The following is a 16,838-nucleotide window of genomic DNA, read 5'->3' on the forward strand; positions in this document are numbered from 1 at the left end:
AATCCTTTATAAATGATCACTGTGTTTGTTTAGTTTCACTGCTCTAGGTGTAATACCTCCCACAGTGTCATGTGAAATTGGGGTGACGGCTTTGCTGCCTGTCATTCTCAACAACGTAGGCAGAAGCAATAAAGTGAAAACGGTACTCACGGTCATTCCACCAACGATAACGGCAGCCAAACCGCGGTATATCACACTGCCTGCGCCGGGCATAAGTAGCAGGGGCAACATGCCAAATATTGATGTCAGCGTGCTCATAAAGATGGGGCGCAGGCGCAGCTCAATGGCTTGCTCAACGGCTGCGTCACGACTTAGCCCCTTCTGTTCACCAAGTCGGGTTTGATGCACGAGCAAGATGGCGTTGTTCACCACCAAGCCTAATAAAATAATGAAGCCAATCATGGTTAATAAATCCATGGGTTGGAACATGAAGGTATTCATTATGCGTATCGCTACCACACCACCCACAGTGGCCAGAGGAATAGACAATACAACCAACACACTATCTTTCAGTGACTTAAACAGCCCTGCCATTAGCAGTAATAATAGAATCATGGCAAAGAGGAAGTTATCAGCCATTGATGAAATAGCGCCTTTAAGGCTATCTGCGCTACCACCATAGTTGATGGCACCGTCAGATGGCATCATGCTCATAATGACGGGCTCTACCTCTGACTTAATGACATTCATGGCTTGTTCAAGACTCATTCCTTCGGGCGGATTAACGTTTATCGTCAAGGTACGACGACCTTCAATACGCTGAATTCGACTTGGACCTACCGCGCGTTCAATTTCAACCAAATCAGCCAGTTGCACCACTTCACCAACTGGCGTCATGATGGGGGTGCTACCTAAATCTTCAGGTGTTTGCCACGGTTCAGAGCGAAAAATAATGTTCATGCGCTTTATGCCATCGAAGTACTCGCCCACATACATACCGTCGCCCATAGCACGCACTAGGTTACCCATGCCGCCGCGATTAAGTCCGACTTCCATCATTCTGCTATCGTTTGGATAAAAACGCAGTTCGGGTTCAGCCTGTTCTAGCGGCGGATTAGAGCGCGCATTGGCATTGGGAAAGACTTCTCGAAGCTTATCTAAACCAGCTTGTGCAGCAATACCCAACATATCTTGGTCAGTACCTTGCAGATGAATAGCAATGGAGCGCCCATTACCGAAACCACCAAACAAGTTACCTTGTTGGGCAAAGGCCTGCGTATCAGGAAGATCTTTAAGGATTTCATCACGCACGATAGTTTCAAGTTCTTTCACTTTAGACTGGTCTTTCGCCCGCACCCCTAATGTACCGCCATTAGGCCAGGTGATAATGTAGTAATTTTTTAGGGCAGGCTGCTTCTCACCATCCATGTAGGGCTTTAGTCGTTCAACGACAATCGGGATAACTTCTTCTGAAATGAAATTTTCACTGGCACCTGCTGGCAGACTTAAGAAGGCGTCGACAGCATCGCGCTTCACTGGCGGCAGATAGTCCATCGAAGGCATTAATAGCATGCTTCCCGTAATAGGAATGCCCATTAATGTAGCGACAAGAACAACCCTTCTTAGTGGTGTTGAAGACAGATGCATTATCGTCTGGGTTATTTTTTCCCAAACACGTTTCAAACTATCTTCAGGCATATCGCCTTGTAGATAACGGGCCGCCACAACGGGTAGTACCGTAACCGCCACAATTAACGACATACATACCGCGATGGCAATAGTAAGCGCTAGGTCCGCAAATAGCTGTCCTTCTACATCTTCGAGAAACATAACCGGAATAAATATAGCTACTGTTGTGGCTGTTGACGCCATCAGTGCACCAAACACTTCTTTAGTGCCCTTATGTGCACTTTCTTCGTCGCTACCTACGCTCTTTCGTGTACGTACTATGTTTTCAAGCACGACAATGGCCGCATCGAGTACCATGCCAACGGCAAATGCAAGCCCTGCCAATGAGATAATATTTAATGAGCGTCCCGTCAGTTGAAGCACGACAAAGGTACTTAGAAGCGAGATTGGGATAGCCAATGCCACAATGAGTGTTGCGCGAAGCTGTCTCATAAACAGCCACAGCACACCAATAGCAAGTGCCACACCTATAAACAAGTTACTCGTTACTAACTGCACCGCGCGATAAATAAATACTGATGCGTCAAAGCTTTGTGCCATCACCAATTGCTGCGCAGCAAGATCATTGCGATTAATTTCGTCGACCTTTGCCTTAACCGCCTCAAGCGTTGCCAGTACGTTGGCATCATTTTGTCTGTCAACGCGAATAGAAATTGCTGGGTTGCCGTTTTGTACGCTTGCGTTATTGCCATCAGCACGTGTAATTTTTATCTCAGCAATGTCATTTAACGTTATCGGGCTACCGTCACGCCATTCAAGGATCATCTCACCCATTTGAGTAGGTTGATAACGCCCTTCAAAGCGCAGTGTGTAACGTCTGCGACCAACATCGACGAACCCGCCAGAAATATCATTGGCGCGACCAAGTTCATTGGCAACTGCACTTAGGTTAATACCCAGTTGTGCAGCTTTAAATGGGTCAAAAACAATTTGGAATTCTTCAACGCCACCAACGCCACTTTCCATCCTTGCTCGTGCTACGCCAGGAATAGATTCTAGCTGCGGCTTAATTACATCAGTAAAATAAGTAACGTAAGTATTAATTTCATTAGGGTTGCCGGGCAAGCGTTGTAAGAAGAAATAGGTAAGCGCGGGGGCATCACCACCGCTGCCAGCAAGCATTATGTTGGGCGATAGGGCATCCCGTGGAAGAGGTGGAACACGGTTCATGCGACTAATCACTTCAATAAGCGTTTTTTGCATGTCCGTACCTAAACCAAACTCAAGGTTTATCCATGCATTACCTTGGTTTGCCCATGCGCTCATCGACTCAAGCCCAGGTATACCCTGCAGAACCTCTTCTTGAGGCTCTATAATCTCTGATTCTATTTCTTGCGGGGACGCAGCCCGCCACGAAGTTTGAATATTGATATAGGGGCGATCAATATCGGGAAATAACTGAACGGGTAAATTAAATAGACTGTAAAGCCCAAGAAATACCAGCAATGTAATGCCGATACCTACCCCAGTTGCGTTTTTTATTGCTGCACGAGTGATGTCCATAACGTGGTACTTATGCTTTTTATAGTTCGATTTACTATAGGTCGCAGAAGTGACAGAAAAAGTTTAAAACCGTGATACGAAGATTTTTAGCGATAATTAACATTTCTTTTAAATGTGGCTTAAAAACCGCTATTTATCGCAGATAAGTGGACTTGGATTTTAGGTTATTGGTCGAGATTGTAATTAATTTGTTACATTTAACGCAGCCGTATGACATACGAGTATCAGCGCGTAGTGACAAACGGGCACAAAAAAGCCGCTCAAAAGAGCGGCTTTTTCAAATACGTCAGCGATTACGCTTCAGCAATGATGATCACTTTGATTGAAGTGATAACGTCAGAGTGAAGTTGTAAGTCGATGTCATACTCACCAGTCTCACGAAGAGTACCAGTAGGTAGTTTAACTTCTGCTTTTTGTACTTCAACGCCAGCTGCAGTGATTGCATCAGCGATGTCACGAGTACCAACAGAACCAAACAGTTTACCTTCGTCACCAGCTGGTGCTGCGATTGTAACTTCAGCAAGCTCAGCAATTTTCTCACCGCGTGCGTTCGCAGCAGCTAGTTGCTCAGCAATTTTCGCTTCAAGTTCAGCACGACGTGCTTCGAACTTTTCAACGTTGTCTTTAGTTGCAGGAACCGCTTTACCCTGTGGGAAAAGGAAGTTACGAGCGTAACCAGACTTTACAGTCACTTGGTCGCCCAGGCCGCCAAGGTTGGCGATTTTATCTAGTAGGATGATATTCATCTTAGCTAACCCTTATTTTCGCCAAATTACTTGTGTGAATCAGTGTACGGAAGCAACGCAAGGAAACGTGCGCGCTTGATCGCAGAAGACAGCTGACGCTGATATTTTGCGCTTGTACCAGTAATACGGCTAGGGACAATTTTACCGCTCTCAGTGATGTAGTTCTTAAGAGTAGCGATATCTTTGTAATCGATTTCAGTCACACCTTCTGCAGTGAAACGGCAGAACTTACGACGTCTGAAAAAACGAGCCATGGGTGATCTCCTTAAGCGTTGTCTTCAGTGGTTTCAGTTTTCTTTTCCGCGCGGTCTTGGCGAGGAGCAGAATCGTCACGACGCTCACGACGAGGCTCTTCTTTCATCATTGGAGAAGGCTCAGTCACAGCAGTCTTAGTGCGCATAACCATGTTACGTAGGATCACGTCGTTGAAACGGAAAGCATTTTCCAATTCATCAACAGCTTCTGCAGACGCTTCAGCATTGATTAGTACGTAGTGGGCTTTGTGCAGCTTTTCAATTGGGTAAGCCAGTTGACGACGGCCCCAATCTTCTAAACGATGAATCTGACCACCGTCTTGCTTTAGGATTGTGGTATAACGCTCGATCATACCAGGTACTTGTTCACTCTGATCAGGGTGAACCATAAATACGATTTCGTAATGACGCATTATAGCTCCTTACGGTTGTAGCCTCGACAGTACAGCCGACTGCATGGAGACAAGGAACGAATTGGGATGGCTGTAAGGGCGCGCATTATACGCAGCGGTTACCAATTGCACAAGCATTAATCACCTTTAAAACGGCTTGTTACCCTTCTCTCACTAATAAAACTCAAACATTTAATTAAAATACTGTTTATTTATACAGTAAATTACTGTACAGTTTTTGTGTCTTTAATAAACAGGGGACCTACCATGGCCATTACCACACAGTATGTTGTTACGCACAAAGGGGTAGAAAAATTGGTAACTACCGACAAAAAAGAAGCCGATCAGTACGACAAAATGCTCGACGCAGCAGACAACCTTGCCGACTACATTCATGCGAAGGGCATCAAGCTAGATGACAGCGTAGTGGAAGAACTGACAATTATGCTGTCAAAAAACAAAGATAAAATTAGCAAAATCTTTAAAGGTGCTACTGCAGAAAGCGTGTTAGAAGACGAAAGCGCAGAAGTGGTGAAGCTACAGGCTAATGGTTAACGTTTTAAGCTAGAACACACCCAAAATACAAAGCTGCACTCGACAACTTAACTCGTTTCTGCGAGCAAAAACTTATCTGATACTGTAGTCGCGATTGTTATTTGATAACATAACGCGACTACAGCGCTTAGGCTCAAACCTTTATTATTTTTTACACGGCTTATGGTTTATTCTTGTGATTTGGCCTTGTGGTTTAGCTGTGTGGTTTTGCCATATGGTATTGAGAACACGCTGTAATTTGAGCGAGCTGAAAAACATAGTGATAAGCTAAAAGCGCTTAAGTTCATTGCTATTAGGTTGTCAGAAATTACAGGTTTAAAAGAGTGTGATAGAAAACGAATTGCCGATAGTCCACAACGCGCCAGCCATCGAAGTAAACCAGATGCGGTTTGCTTACAACAAATCAGTGTCACCACTACTAGCCATAGACAAATGGCAAGTTGCAGAGGGCGAACATATTTTTCTCTCGGGCCCCTCAGGCAGTGGTAAAAGTACATTGCTCAACTTACTAAGCGGCACACTGACACCAACAAGTGGCGAAATATCCTTACTCGGCCGCCCATTTTCAACGTTATCAAATCGTCAGCGAGATAATTTTAGGGCACAGCATATCGGTGTTGTATTTCAACAGTTCAATTTAATTCCCTATCTAACAGTCGAACAAAATATTCGTGCTGCTGCTTACTTTGCCAAAAACACATTAGGTAGTGACGCCCTCAGCCAGAAAATTCAACGCTTAATCGAAAAGCTCCAATTACCTGATAATGTGTTAAGCGAACAAGCTGATGCTTTGAGCATTGGACAGCAACAACGCGTCGCTATTGCACGAGCACTTGTCAACGCGCCACAAATTTTAATTGTAGATGAACCAACGTCTGCGTTAGATGTAGCCGCGCGAGATAGTTTCATGTCTTTACTTAAAGAAGTTGCAAAAGACAGCACCTTATTGTTTGTCAGTCACGATCCAGCAATGGCCGCCTATTTCAAAACGCATTTAGACATTAAGGAACTACTTGCCAGCAGCACTAAAAGGCAGGGTAATGCGGGTGAAGGAGCGGGTCAATGCTAACGACAATTGCACTAGCGAGTTTAAAACGACGCAAGCACACCGCATTGCTGACCCTGTTAAGTATCACCATTAGCGTTTGTCTTTTGCTCACGGTTGATATTGTGCGTACTCAAGTTAAAACCAGCTTCACACGCACGGTCTCGGGTGTTGACTTAATTGTTGGCGCACCAAGCGGGCAGCTTAATTTGTTACTTTCGTCGGTTTTCAACGTTGGCACACCATCTAAAGGGATACCATGGAATAGCGTTGCATCCCTTGAGTCGAACAAGCAAGTGGCATGGATAATTCCATTGTCTTTGGGCGACACCCACAAAGGGTTTCGTGTTATAGGCACAAACAATCAATTTTTTACGCACTTTAAGTATGGTGATAAGCAAGCGCTTGCTTTCGCCCATGGAAGCAACTTCACCCAACCTCTGTCTACCGTGGTAGGTGCCGATATTGCGCAAACGCTCGGCTATAAGGTAGGCGACAAAATCGTAATATCCCATGGCTTGGGTAACGTGTCGTTCAATAATCACGATACCCACCCATTTGTCATAGCTGGGGTCCTTGAAAAGACTGGCACGCCTGTCGATAAGGCCGTTTATGTAACCCTTGAAGGGTTAGAAAAAGCGCACAGCCACCAAGCTGGGGGCAAAAATAGTTCAATGCGTTCTATTAGCAAGCCCAAACTCGATGAGCATGAGCATGAGCATGAGCATGATGAGAATAATGTAACTAAACATAACGCAACTGAGATTCGCTACAACAGTAATGAGTTTGCACCACAGCTAGTGTCTGTGGTTATGCTGGGCCTTAAAAACCGTGTTACCGCGCTTCAACTGCAATACCAATTAAATCAGAATAACAACACACCGTTAATGGCAATTTTACCGGGTATGGCGCTTGCTGAGTTATGGCAAATTATGGGGAATATCGAAGCCTTGCTGCTAGGCTTATCATCGATCATTGTGATTAGTGCGTTAGTTGGTTTAGCAACAATGCTATTGGCGAGTATGCGCGAGCGCTATCAAGAAATAGCCGTGCTACGCACTATTGGGGCTGGGCCTTTTACTTTATTACTACTTATCCAATTGGAAGCGCTATTTATTACGCTTGTCAGTCTAATACTCAGTGTAGTTCTGGTTGCGGGGCTAATCACAGCGATAAAACCATGGCTTAGCAGTGAATATGGTTTGTTCATCACGGGGCAACTTTTTGGTCAAAGCAGTGCAATAATCGGCTCACTTATACTTGTTAGTACTTATATCGTTTCACTATTCCCAGCAATTGCCGCTTATAGACGTGGCTTACATGCAGGTCTAAATAGCAAATAGGCGGGTTACCCCGCCTATTTAAGTTATTCGCCTACTCGCTTGTTGGTACTGAAACGTAAAATGAGCTCATGAACTTGATTAACAGTGTTTTTCAAGTCGTTACTTGCTGCCAGTGACGCTTCAGAAGAACGCTGCGTTTCCGCTGCACCATCAGCAACTTCTACGAGTTGTTGGTTTATATGTTCGGCTACCGTACTTTGCTCTTCAACCGCAGATGACATTTCAACGGTGGCATCGGCTATCCCTTTAACCGCATTGTTGATTTCAAACAGGGCTCCTCGGGTTTCTTCAACAATATTACTGCCGTGCTCAGCAGACGCTAACCCTTCTGTGGATACGCGAACGGCGCGGTCTGAGCGTTCGGCAAGCTCGCTGATTATATTGTGAATTTTGTCGGTAGACTCACGGGTTTTTGATGCCAGCGTACGCACTTCATCAGCTACCACAGCGAATCCTCGACCTTGCTCGCCTGCGCGCGCTGCCTCAATGGCTGCATTTAGTGCAAGTAAGTTAGTCTGCTCGGCAATGGTAGAAATTATATTGGCTGCCTCGCCGATGTCACTCGTGGATTGCGCTAGCTCTGTGACGGTTTCTGAGATCGACTCAACCGCTTTTCTCAATGAGACAATGGCCTGCATAGCCTCTTCGGCTTTTTGATTACCAGTACTGACATTTTCAGCGGCAGAGCGCGCACTTTTTGCGTTACTCTCTACTCGCTCAGCGACTTCTTGTATAGCTTGGCTCATTTGCGTTACCGCAGAGGCTATTTGTTGTGTCGCTTGATTTTGCTGAACAACTGCCGCACTTGTACTTTCAGCTTGCTCATGCGTCGTATTTGAAATGGCTTCCAACCCCGCAGAAGCGTCTTTAATACGCGTTAACGCCGTCCGCGTTCTTGCAAGCTCGCAACCAAGGGCCAATTTAGCTTGCGCCACGTGTTTCGCATCAGGAAAATAAGTTTGCGCCACAATGTCATTGCTGTAGCTTTCAGGGCTCAATGAAAGTACCCCATTCCACTCACTACGCGATTTTGCATCTTGGGCAAAGGTAGATATGAGAAGTGCGCCCAATGCAATGAGTGCTGGCACTAGCCCACTGGTCGCGCCTAACGATATGACCAGTAACACACCTATCAACAACGTTGGCCACAAACGACCTATCATTTGACTTAGCTGTGTCGTGGCAGGAATAGGCGATTTGCCACTTTGTAAGCGGGCGTACACTTCACTTGCACGCGCAATTTCATCTTCAAGTGCAGGGACGCGAACTGACTCGTAGCCTGAAATACTGTTACCTTCGTAAACGGGTGTTACAAACGCCGAAACCCAATAATGGTCGCCGTTTTTCCGTCTATTCTTTACTAACCCAAGCCAGCTTTGGCCTGATTCCAGTGTACGCCACATTTCTTTGAAAACAGGGGGGGGCATATCTGGGTGGCGGATCAAATTGTGGTTCTTACCGATAAGTTCGTCTCGGGTGTATCCACTCGCTTCAATAAATTCTTGGTTACAATGCTTAATAACACCGCGTTTATCGGTGGACGAAATCAGCCTGTGATGTTTGGGGAATTTATATTCTTTTTGGGTAACCGGCTGGTTGTTTCTCATAAAATGCTCTCTCCGTTCAGCAACGCCATATTCCATCAGAAAACTGAACTATGTACTTTGTTAAGACTAGAACAAATAATCGACACGTCTAGTCCAAACGCGAAATCGTGGAACGTTACTATTTTTCAGAGAGTTATAGCAAGCACTTTGGACTTAAGGCCTCACACTTTAGACTATATCCCCTAAACTTTAGACTAATGGCAAAATAAGCGTTATCTGTGTGCCCTTGCTTTCTTCACTTTGTATATCAATTTCGCCATTGTGTTCTTCAACTATGGTCATGGAGATGGACATGCCTAGCCCAGTGCCATCACCGGGTGGTTTAGTGGTGAAAAAAGGCGTAAACACTTTCTGCAAGACATCGTCAGACATACCTATTCCTTCATCTTCGACGATGAGTAGCGCCTTATCGCCGCGCTTTTCAACTTTTAGGTAGATATGCTTTCCTTCCGGAGTTGCGTAAATAGCGTTAGTTAAAAAATTCACTAACACCTGCTGAATCTGCCCGGCATTTCCCATAAATGTTACATCGCCGTGCTCTGCCAATAGCGACACTTGGTTTTTATAGCGATGTAGATTGTTGGTGAGTTTCATGGCTGAATTCATAGACTCAATGGCACTTAACTTCACGTGTTTTCCAGAGCCCGGGTAGGAGAAACTTCTCAGCGCTTTCACTATTTCAATGATGCGCTCAATACCCTCTAGCGACTCATCAAACATTTCCTTTATCTCAGCTGCACTCTCCTTTAACGAGTAGCCTTTTTCACATTCGTGAAACTTATCCTTTAGCTCGCCCCCGGCCTCGTTACATAGTCTGCCTATGTCCTCTAATGCATGTTGATAGTCGTTGAAAATCTCCTTAGCTACGACAGTGTTACTTCTTACGTAACCGATGGGATTATTAATTTCGTGGGCTATACCTGCGGCAAGTTGACCTAACATTGCCATCTTGTCTGCGCTGACTAATCTCGCTTCCAATGTATCACGATCTTTTTTGATAGAGCTCAGTTCATCTTGCTGATGGTTAAGCAAACTTTTTTTACTTTGATAACGAGAGTTAAAGTTGATGTAGTGCTTTGTGGTGTCCAGCACAAATAACATTTCTTCATCAAGGCTATCATCGTTGGTCAATAAGGCTAACCAAGCAAATTCCCCTTTAGTTACCTCGTGCATAAAATGCAGCACACGAGCTTCTTGTTTAGTGTCAGGCCTCTCTGCCACACTGATACACCAATGCTCGTAGCTTTCCTCTAAATGTAAAGGCAATGTCTCGAGAAACAACGCGGTAATATCAGTATTGCTTTGCCACTCACCTTTACCCATTAAGATGCTGTCGTCGTCTCCGACAACGATTTTTTTATCCTTAACGATGAGAGCTTTGCCACAATAAGCGCCACTGAATTCAACCGCAGATGACAATGCAGAATGAATAAACCCCTTAGAGCTCTGCGACTTGGTAAGTTCTGCTGCGGTGCGATTGAGATAAAGAAGTTCACGCTCTCGCTTTTTCGAGTCGCTTAGCGACTTGCGAAGCGCTTGATTTGCCAGATAGGCATCTTGAGAATAACTTTCTAGAAAGGACTCTGCATTTTTTCGTGCAATTTTTTGACGTTTTAGCTGACGCTCTAACGAATTGACCCGAGCTTCAAGCGAAGCAATTCTCTCTTGCTCTGCAGAATAGGAACCACTCACTCAAAGCCCCTTTAGTCAATGGCGCATCAGCCGATGCGCCCCAGTATGTTAGCCTGCCAACCTATCTAGCAATGCCATCACACGATGACTGGCCTGCTCCATTTCTAAGAGCTTGGCATCAGCCTCGGCAGTATTGCCATTAAGTTTTGCTTGCATAGCAGCGATACCGTGTTTGTGAACTGCTGCATGCGGCGCTTCCAACTCTCTAAATGCAGAGTTCTGTGAAACTGGCTTGCCTGAATTTTCACTATACCAACGGCCAAGACGACAGCTTGTATGATCGCCAAAGTCAGATACCGCTTTTTGGCTGTAGCCACACAACACCGCATATACGTCGGCTTTCCACACAACGTGATCAAGCTTCACAGTTTGAATAAATGTGCTCAACGCGCCATCGTTAATGGTGTTTTTCATGCTGTCACAATGCTGAACCATGCTTTCATAGCTACCGTTCAGCTCATTGATACCAGCCTCAAGCTGCTCATTGTTACCACGTAATTCATTAACACCTGATACCGCTTTTGACGTTGACTGGATGATGCCGTTAACGAGTTCAGATACTTCTGTTGCCGACTTATTGGTTTCAGTAGCAAGTGCTCGTACTTCATCTGCCACAACACTAAACCCACGGCCTGCATCACCAGCACGCGCCGCTTCAATTGCCGCATTAAGTGCAAGTAGGTTTGTTTGGTCAGAAATACTGGTAATTGTGGTTACAAATTTATTGATGTTGTCAGCCGTTGTCGACAGGCCAGAAATACGTTCGCTCATGCTGCCCATTTGAACATTAAGACCGCTCATGTCACTCACAATTTTCTTTAACGTGGCTGCTGACGAGCTAAAAATGTCGTTAATGTCGGCACTAGATTGATTCTCAGCATCTATGCGTTCGTAAGTCGCTAGCACAGTTTCGCGGATACCTGCCATTTGCGACAGCGCATCTACCGCACATTTCATCACAACAGAATCGTTCTGCACGCTTTTTTGCGCAGCCGATTCAACAGATGCCAAAAGCTCAGCATTTTCTGCTTCTAACGCTGCAACTTTGTCCATAGCGTCTTGTACGCGCGCTTCTAGCTGACGAACCTGCGCTTCTTTTTCTTCATATTTACTGCGAGAAACAAACATAAGTATTTACCAGTATTGTTGTCGTTATAAGTACTACTAGTCAGATTAACAGAATTATGAGTAACTTAACCATTAGTCTGAAGTAGAGTTATTAGAACATTTGAGCTTTGCAATTGTTATTAGTAACAAAAAAATAACAAGGAAAGCCAGTAATAATTAGAGCGTGTTATGGTTTATCGGCAAAGATAAGAAAAAGCTGACAATTTATTTCGGCAAAAGATGAGGGGCTAAGGGTGGACGTCTCGCAGAAACTTTAGGGCCATACCATGTCGACAAATAATCAAGAATATCGTCTTCTGCATCGCCCAGTGGCCACAACTTTTGGGTTTCTTGCATCCAACGTATGGTTTCCAGCCAACGTTCTCGGCTCATCGCGTTTTGCGTGATAAGTGATGGTGAGTGACACGCACTGCAGTGGGCTTGAACCAGACTCATGCCTTTAGCTATTACAAGCCCAGATTGAGGGTCGATGCTTTGGGTAGAATTGACTATCGCCGCGCTGTTGTCGGCGGCCACAGCATGCACTGACGGTGACAGTAAACACAGCGTTAATGTACAAACATAGGAAAGAATGCGAAAAGTCATGCCTACACCACTTTAAGTGCTATACGGTGACATGCATTATTCAAATAGCCTTTTGGATTCCATCCCGGTAACACCATAGGTTGCGCTTTGCCTTGTTTATCTACAGCTTTTGCCCACACCTCGTAATACCCTTGCTGAGGGAAGCGAAGCTTAGCGTCAAAGTGTTGCCATGCGTGTTTATTTACCGGGGCGGTTAAGGTAGTGGCTTGCCACGTTTGCCCAAAATCGATAGACACGTGTACCTTATCTACCGCACTCTCACCACACCATGCATGCCCTCTTATTTTCAGTGGTTCAGACACGTTGTGGGTACTTCCTGATTGAGGAAAAGTGATGAGCGATTTGACCGGCATCGCTTCAATAATACACATGTCTTCGTCGGCAACAGACGCACCCGGCGCTACAGGCTTGCATGGGACGCGGTAGGCTTTACCGAGCATTTTCGCGCCGTCGTGAACTTTATTCCGTACGACTATTTTTTTAAGCCATTTTCCAGAAGTTGAAGCGGGCCAGCCGCCAAACACCAATCGCAGTGGGTAGCCATTCATCAGCGGTAAGGGCTCACCATTCATTTCCCACGCAATTAACGACTCATCTTCCATGGCTTTATGAATAGGTACACCTCGGGATATTGCTGCTTTCCCTGGTGTGCGACTCAAGTGCTGATCTTCTCCGTAGTAGCCAATATACACAGCATCTTCTTTTACACCGACAGCCTGTAGAACGTCTTTCAAACGAACTCCCGTCCATCTAGGACACCCTACCGCTCCCGTTGTCCACTGATTACCTGTTGCAGCGGGAGAAAATTCTGCACGACCATTGCCACCACACTCTAATGTAAGTTGATAGGTGTAATGCGTAAATTCGGCTTTCAACTCGTCAAGGGTGAAGGTTCGCGACTGCTTTGCAGATTCCCCTTCGATTGTAAGTGACCATGAATTGGCATTGGGGTTTTGTGGCACTATGCCGTTGTTGCGCACGAAAAAGTGTTTTGCAGGCGTAACCGCATCGTCAAGTAAATGCGCGGGCGTTTCTGCATTGACAGGTCGGTCATTAAGTACAACTAATCCTTCCTTACCTTCAATCGTAAATGGCGAGTCACTTTGGGCAAACGCAGCGGGAATAAGACCAGCTGGCATAAAGCGTCCGTATACCACTTCGGCCCCAAGTAAAATAGATAACCCTTTTAGTCCCGAGAGAAATCCTCTACGTGTTAACGTATCACTTGTTCTGCCAAAAACAGCTTTGTCAGCTTCTATAGGATTTTCAGCATAAAGCTCATGAAGACCGCGCTTTTTCATCACTCACACCTCTTAACCAAACACCACAATGACAGTGTGGTAAACACCACGCTTATTGTGGGCGCCAAAACGCCTAAATTAGAAACAAATAACCCAGAATGAGTAACGCTATCCAAAGCGTTTCTGTGATAATCATAACGATGGGTAAGACGCCAACTTCGGCCAGCTTTCCTAAATTAGATTTCATGCCAATGGCGGTTATCGATACCACCAAAAAAAAGCGAGAGACCTGTGTACCGGTTTCAACCACCACAGTGGGCAAGGACACAAAACTGTTCAACAGCATCAATAAGATAAAGCCCACAAGAAACATTGGCATTTTAGGAATATCCCCCTCACCCGCTTTGGCGTCTGCCTTATAAAAGCGTTTGATCACCAACATCATGATAAGTACCACCGGCATCAGCATCGCGACGCGAACCAACTTAGTCAGTGTCGCCATATCACCGGCACTATCAGACACTGAATAACCCGCGCCGACCACTTGGGCGACATCGTGAATAGTGCCACCAAGAAATATACCGGCTTCGGTATCGTTCATGCCTAATTGAGCAGATAAAATGGGGTACAAAATCATGGCAATTGTGGACATGGCAGTCACACCAATAACGGTCAGTAAGGTATCTCGCTCGTGATTTTGGCCTTTAGGAAGAATAGTGGATATCGCCAGCGCTGCAGAAGCGCCACAAATGGCAACAGAGCCACCCGTTAATGCCCCGAAGCGTTTTTGTAAGCCTAGCGACTTTGCAAGAAAAACACCCAAAACAATCGTTGTAAAGATTGCAAAAGCGAGCATTAAGGCAGTTTGCCAGCCGAGTACTGCAAGATCGCCAAGCGCTATCCGCAGCCCCAGTAAAACAACACCGGCTCGCAACAATGTGCTGGCGGTAAAATCAATGCCACACGCACACGGCGTATCGTTCTGATAAAGAAACGACACTGCCATACCTAGCAGTAGCGCAAATAACATGGCCGGCGCATTGTAATGCTCACTAAGAAAGAGTGCTGCCATTCCTGTAATGGTTGCAATACCCAACCCCGGCCAAATATTTTTGCACTTAACGGCTAAGTCATTCATTTCAATTATCGCTCTGAGGCTACCAATGCCACAAGAACTACGCGCTTTCTTTCGCCCGAATAGGGACGTCGACCATGCATTGCGCGATAGTTATCAACAATGGCTACATCACCGTCTTGCCACTCTAGGTCAAAGGTAAAATCTTCTGCCAATTCAGACACTCGCTCTAAGCCGTCTTTTGGAATAGCACTGCCGTCACCAAATGTAATGGCTGACGAGGGGTTTTCTCGTACACCTTTCCACCCCATGTAGGCAGCAATTAGCTGATTGTAAAACACTTCAGCACCATCATCTAACTCGATCACCGCAGGTAAGACAGGAGTTACCGCTCTTAAGCTTCCATCTTCCAGCCACTGCCAGCTGTAGCCTAACTCTTGTAGTTTCGCTTCAGCTTCTTCAAGTGTCTCAACACTTAGTGTGCTTTTCCAACTTCTACCTTGGCCAGAATTAGCGTCATTCGCAGCCGGCATTGTTGTGGTGTATTTCAACCCTTTTTCTTTGAAATCGCTGGCAAGTGATGGGTTCTCTACCTTTAGGGCTTCAAACAGTTTGTCCGAACGACAAAGTGGCGTAGCACCGCCTTGCTCTGCGGCAGACTGACAAAAGAAGAACAGCTTGCTGGGCGAAATGGGAGTTTGCGCCATTTCGTGATGCAAGAAGATCTCTACATCTTTGGGCGCTTCATTGGCGGTAAAAACACGTTCGGTAAAATTGATTCGCACCGCGTTAGATAAAGACTCTTGATAAGTGAAATTTGGATAGCCAAACCCTGCAGAAAAAACGTCAAAGGCCTCAGCGGAGTCAATGGGGAAGCCGCGAAACAGAAGTGCTCCAGCCTTGGCAAGCTTGGCTTCTAGCTCAGTTTGATTGGCGTTTACAAATGCCACTGTATCAGCCACTGTTTTGCATTGCCCGTTATTTACCACGATTTGAGGAAACACATCATCATTGTAATGATGCTGAGTGGCGACATTTGCATACTCAACACTTGAGGTCTGGTTGACGTTTTTCATGTTTTACTCCTAGTCGTAAATAGGGTGGAAGCGATTGAAAGCAGCTTCACAGAAGTGACCTGGGTCATTAAATCTGCGGTTAACGTTCAATCCAGAAATTGCCTGCATTTCATCATCGCTAAGGGTGAAATCGAACAATGCAAGATTCTCTTTCATGCGTTCTACTTTCGACGTTTTAGGAATGATGGCATTGCCGCGTTGAATCCCCCAACGCAACACAATCTGCGCTGGTGTTTTACCATGGGCCTTTGCCGCTGCTTTTACGACACTCTGCTCTAACACAGACTCGGTTTGATCAGCCATTTCTAATTCCAAATACGATAAAGCGCCAAGTGGTGAGAACGCTGTTACAGCAAGGCCATAATCTTTGGCTAAGCGAATTAACCTTTCTTGAGTTAGGTAAGGGTGTGATTCAATTTGTAGCATAGCGGGCTTGATGCGCGCGTAGGCCATAAGATCATGGATGAGGCCTGTATTGTAGTTACACACACCAATCTGCTTTACTTTACCTGCATCAGCTAATGATTCCATTGCTCCCCACGTCTGATAAAGCGGGACAGGGGCGAGTTCCATCTTAGGCTCGTCGGCCTCAGGGTCGGCAAACCACTCTGGCGGGTAGCGTGTCTCAATAGGGACAAATTTTTGCGCTATAGGAAAATGGATAAGATACAAATCAAGATAATCCAACTGCAAATCAGCCAGTGTTTTGTCTAGTGCCAACTCCACATGCTCTGGCGCATGAAAGGTGTTCCAGAGCTTTGACGTTATCCAAAGTTCATCTCGGGTACAAAGACCATCTTCAATGGCGCGCTTAATACCCGCACCCACCTCTTTCTCGTTGCCATAATCAGACGCACAATCTAAATGGCGATAGCCCGCCTTAATCGCTTCATAAGCAGTATCGGCACAAATTGCCTTATCTACTTTCCAAAAGCCAAAGCCTACCTCTGGTATTTTATCCATCGCG

Annotated in this window: 15 protein-coding genes; 3 read left to right on the top strand and 12 right to left on the bottom strand. The window is 45.6% G+C overall.

Annotation, left to right across the window (positions count from 1 at the left end; translation table 11 throughout):
• Positions 1-6: 6 nt before the first annotated feature.
• From OZ660_RS18175 to rpsF, 4 genes are all read right to left on the bottom strand, one after another.
• The gene (locus OZ660_RS18175) at positions 7-3,132 is read right to left on the bottom strand and encodes an efflux RND transporter permease subunit (protein WP_274741909.1); all 3,126 of its coding nucleotides are present in this window, start codon (positions 3,130-3,132) and stop codon (positions 7-9) included.
• A 293-nt stretch (positions 3,133-3,425) separates the two neighbouring features.
• Positions 3,426-3,878 (bottom strand): 50S ribosomal protein L9, encoded by a 453-nt coding sequence (rplI, locus tag OZ660_RS18180; RefSeq protein WP_202262762.1) that lies wholly within the window; start codon positions 3,876-3,878, stop codon positions 3,426-3,428.
• Between the two features lie 26 nt (positions 3,879-3,904).
• Positions 3,905-4,132 carry a 30S ribosomal protein S18 gene (gene rpsR / locus OZ660_RS18185; protein ID WP_012519954.1) on the bottom strand — a complete coding sequence of 76 codons (228 nt, stop codon included), beginning with the start codon at positions 4,130-4,132 and terminating at the stop codon, positions 3,905-3,907.
• An 11-nt stretch (positions 4,133-4,143) separates the two neighbouring features.
• Positions 4,144-4,545 (bottom strand): 30S ribosomal protein S6, encoded by a 402-nt coding sequence (gene rpsF / locus OZ660_RS18190; protein ID WP_014951120.1) that lies wholly within the window; start codon positions 4,543-4,545, stop codon positions 4,144-4,146.
• 246 nt (positions 4,546-4,791) lie between these two features.
• On the opposite strand from rpsF, the gene OZ660_RS18195 reads away from it, so the two are divergent.
• From OZ660_RS18195 to OZ660_RS18205, 3 genes are all read left to right on the top strand, one after another.
• Positions 4,792-5,079 (top strand): YebG family protein, encoded by a 288-nt coding sequence (locus OZ660_RS18195; protein ID WP_014951121.1) that lies wholly within the window; start codon positions 4,792-4,794, stop codon positions 5,077-5,079.
• A gap of 382 nt (positions 5,080-5,461) precedes the next feature.
• Positions 5,462-6,148 carry an ABC transporter ATP-binding protein gene (locus tag OZ660_RS18200; RefSeq protein WP_274743471.1) on the top strand — a complete coding sequence of 229 codons (687 nt, stop codon included), beginning with the start codon at positions 5,462-5,464 and terminating at the stop codon, positions 6,146-6,148.
• Entirely contained in the window at positions 6,142-7,467 is a 1,326-nt protein-coding gene (locus OZ660_RS18205; protein ID WP_274741910.1) for an ABC transporter permease, read from the top strand. The genes OZ660_RS18200 and OZ660_RS18205 overlap by 7 nt, the downstream gene beginning before the upstream one ends.
• A 23-nt stretch (positions 7,468-7,490) precedes the next feature.
• Here the strand turns inward: OZ660_RS18205 and OZ660_RS18210 are convergent, their stop codons facing one another.
• From OZ660_RS18210 to OZ660_RS18245, 8 genes are all read right to left on the bottom strand, one after another.
• Positions 7,491-9,074 (bottom strand): methyl-accepting chemotaxis protein, encoded by a 1,584-nt coding sequence (locus OZ660_RS18210; protein ID WP_274741911.1) that lies wholly within the window; start codon positions 9,072-9,074, stop codon positions 7,491-7,493.
• 189 nt (positions 9,075-9,263) lie between these two features.
• Positions 9,264-10,766 carry a sensor histidine kinase gene (locus OZ660_RS18215; protein ID WP_274741912.1) on the bottom strand — a complete coding sequence of 501 codons (1,503 nt, stop codon included), beginning with the start codon at positions 10,764-10,766 and terminating at the stop codon, positions 9,264-9,266.
• Between the two features lie 48 nt (positions 10,767-10,814).
• Complete coding sequence (locus tag OZ660_RS18220) at positions 10,815-11,894, bottom strand: methyl-accepting chemotaxis protein (protein WP_274741913.1); 1,080 nt, start codon at positions 11,892-11,894, stop codon at positions 10,815-10,817.
• Positions 11,895-12,098: 204 nt separating this feature from the next.
• A complete protein-coding gene (locus OZ660_RS18225) occupies positions 12,099-12,479 on the bottom strand; it encodes a hypothetical protein (protein WP_274741915.1) in 381 nt (126 codons plus the stop codon).
• Between the two features lie 2 nt (positions 12,480-12,481).
• Positions 12,482-13,780, bottom strand: a complete 1,299-nt coding sequence (locus OZ660_RS18230; RefSeq protein ID WP_274741916.1) for a sulfite oxidase — start codon at positions 13,778-13,780, stop codon at positions 12,482-12,484.
• Between the two features lie 73 nt (positions 13,781-13,853).
• Positions 13,854-14,858, bottom strand: coding sequence for a YeiH family protein (locus tag OZ660_RS18235; protein WP_274741917.1), 1,005 nt, complete (start codon positions 14,856-14,858; stop codon positions 13,854-13,856).
• A 5-nt stretch (positions 14,859-14,863) separates the two neighbouring features.
• Positions 14,864-15,871 carry a TauD/TfdA family dioxygenase gene (locus tag OZ660_RS18240; protein WP_274741918.1) on the bottom strand — a complete coding sequence of 336 codons (1,008 nt, stop codon included), beginning with the start codon at positions 15,869-15,871 and terminating at the stop codon, positions 14,864-14,866.
• A 9-nt stretch (positions 15,872-15,880) separates the two neighbouring features.
• Positions 15,881-16,834 carry an aldo/keto reductase gene (locus tag OZ660_RS18245; RefSeq protein WP_202262771.1) on the bottom strand — a complete coding sequence of 318 codons (954 nt, stop codon included), beginning with the start codon at positions 16,832-16,834 and terminating at the stop codon, positions 15,881-15,883.
• Positions 16,835-16,838: the final 4 nt, after the last annotated feature.

The sequence above is a fragment of the Alteromonas sp. 009811495 genome (genome assembly GCF_028865455.1).
Classification (GTDB): domain Bacteria; phylum Pseudomonadota; class Gammaproteobacteria; order Enterobacterales; family Alteromonadaceae; genus Alteromonas.

Bases quoted from the DNA above. Each gene is read 5' to 3' on its own strand.
- OZ660_RS18230 (WP_274741916.1), bottom strand. From the start codon at position 13,780: ATGAAAAAGCGCGGTCTTCATGAGCTTTATGCTGAAAATCCTATAGAA.
- OZ660_RS18205 (WP_274741910.1), top strand. From the start codon at position 6,142: ATGCTAACGACAATTGCACTAGCGAGTTTAAAACGACGCAAGCACACC.
- OZ660_RS18175 (WP_274741909.1), bottom strand. From the start codon at position 3,132: ATGGACATCACTCGTGCAGCAATAAAAAACGCAACTGGGGTAGGTATC.
- OZ660_RS18240 (WP_274741918.1), bottom strand. From the start codon at position 15,871: ATGAAAAACGTCAACCAGACCTCAAGTGTTGAGTATGCAAATGTCGCC.
- rpsR (WP_012519954.1), bottom strand. From the start codon at position 4,132: ATGGCTCGTTTTTTCAGACGTCGTAAGTTCTGCCGTTTCACTGCAGAA.
- OZ660_RS18200 (WP_274743471.1), top strand. From the start codon at position 5,462: ATGCGGTTTGCTTACAACAAATCAGTGTCACCACTACTAGCCATAGAC.
- OZ660_RS18225 (WP_274741915.1), bottom strand. From the start codon at position 12,479: ATGACTTTTCGCATTCTTTCCTATGTTTGTACATTAACGCTGTGTTTA.
- OZ660_RS18245 (WP_202262771.1), bottom strand. From the start codon at position 16,834: ATGGATAAAATACCAGAGGTAGGCTTTGGCTTTTGGAAAGTAGATAAG.
- OZ660_RS18235 (WP_274741917.1), bottom strand. From the start codon at position 14,858: ATGAATGACTTAGCCGTTAAGTGCAAAAATATTTGGCCGGGGTTGGGT.
- OZ660_RS18220 (WP_274741913.1), bottom strand. From the start codon at position 11,894: ATGTTTGTTTCTCGCAGTAAATATGAAGAAAAAGAAGCGCAGGTTCGT.
- rpsF (WP_014951120.1), bottom strand. From the start codon at position 4,545: ATGCGTCATTACGAAATCGTATTTATGGTTCACCCTGATCAGAGTGAA.
- OZ660_RS18210 (WP_274741911.1), bottom strand. From the start codon at position 9,074: ATGAGAAACAACCAGCCGGTTACCCAAAAAGAATATAAATTCCCCAAA.
- rplI (WP_202262762.1), bottom strand. From the start codon at position 3,878: ATGAATATCATCCTACTAGATAAAATCGCCAACCTTGGCGGCCTGGGC.
- OZ660_RS18195 (WP_014951121.1), top strand. From the start codon at position 4,792: ATGGCCATTACCACACAGTATGTTGTTACGCACAAAGGGGTAGAAAAA.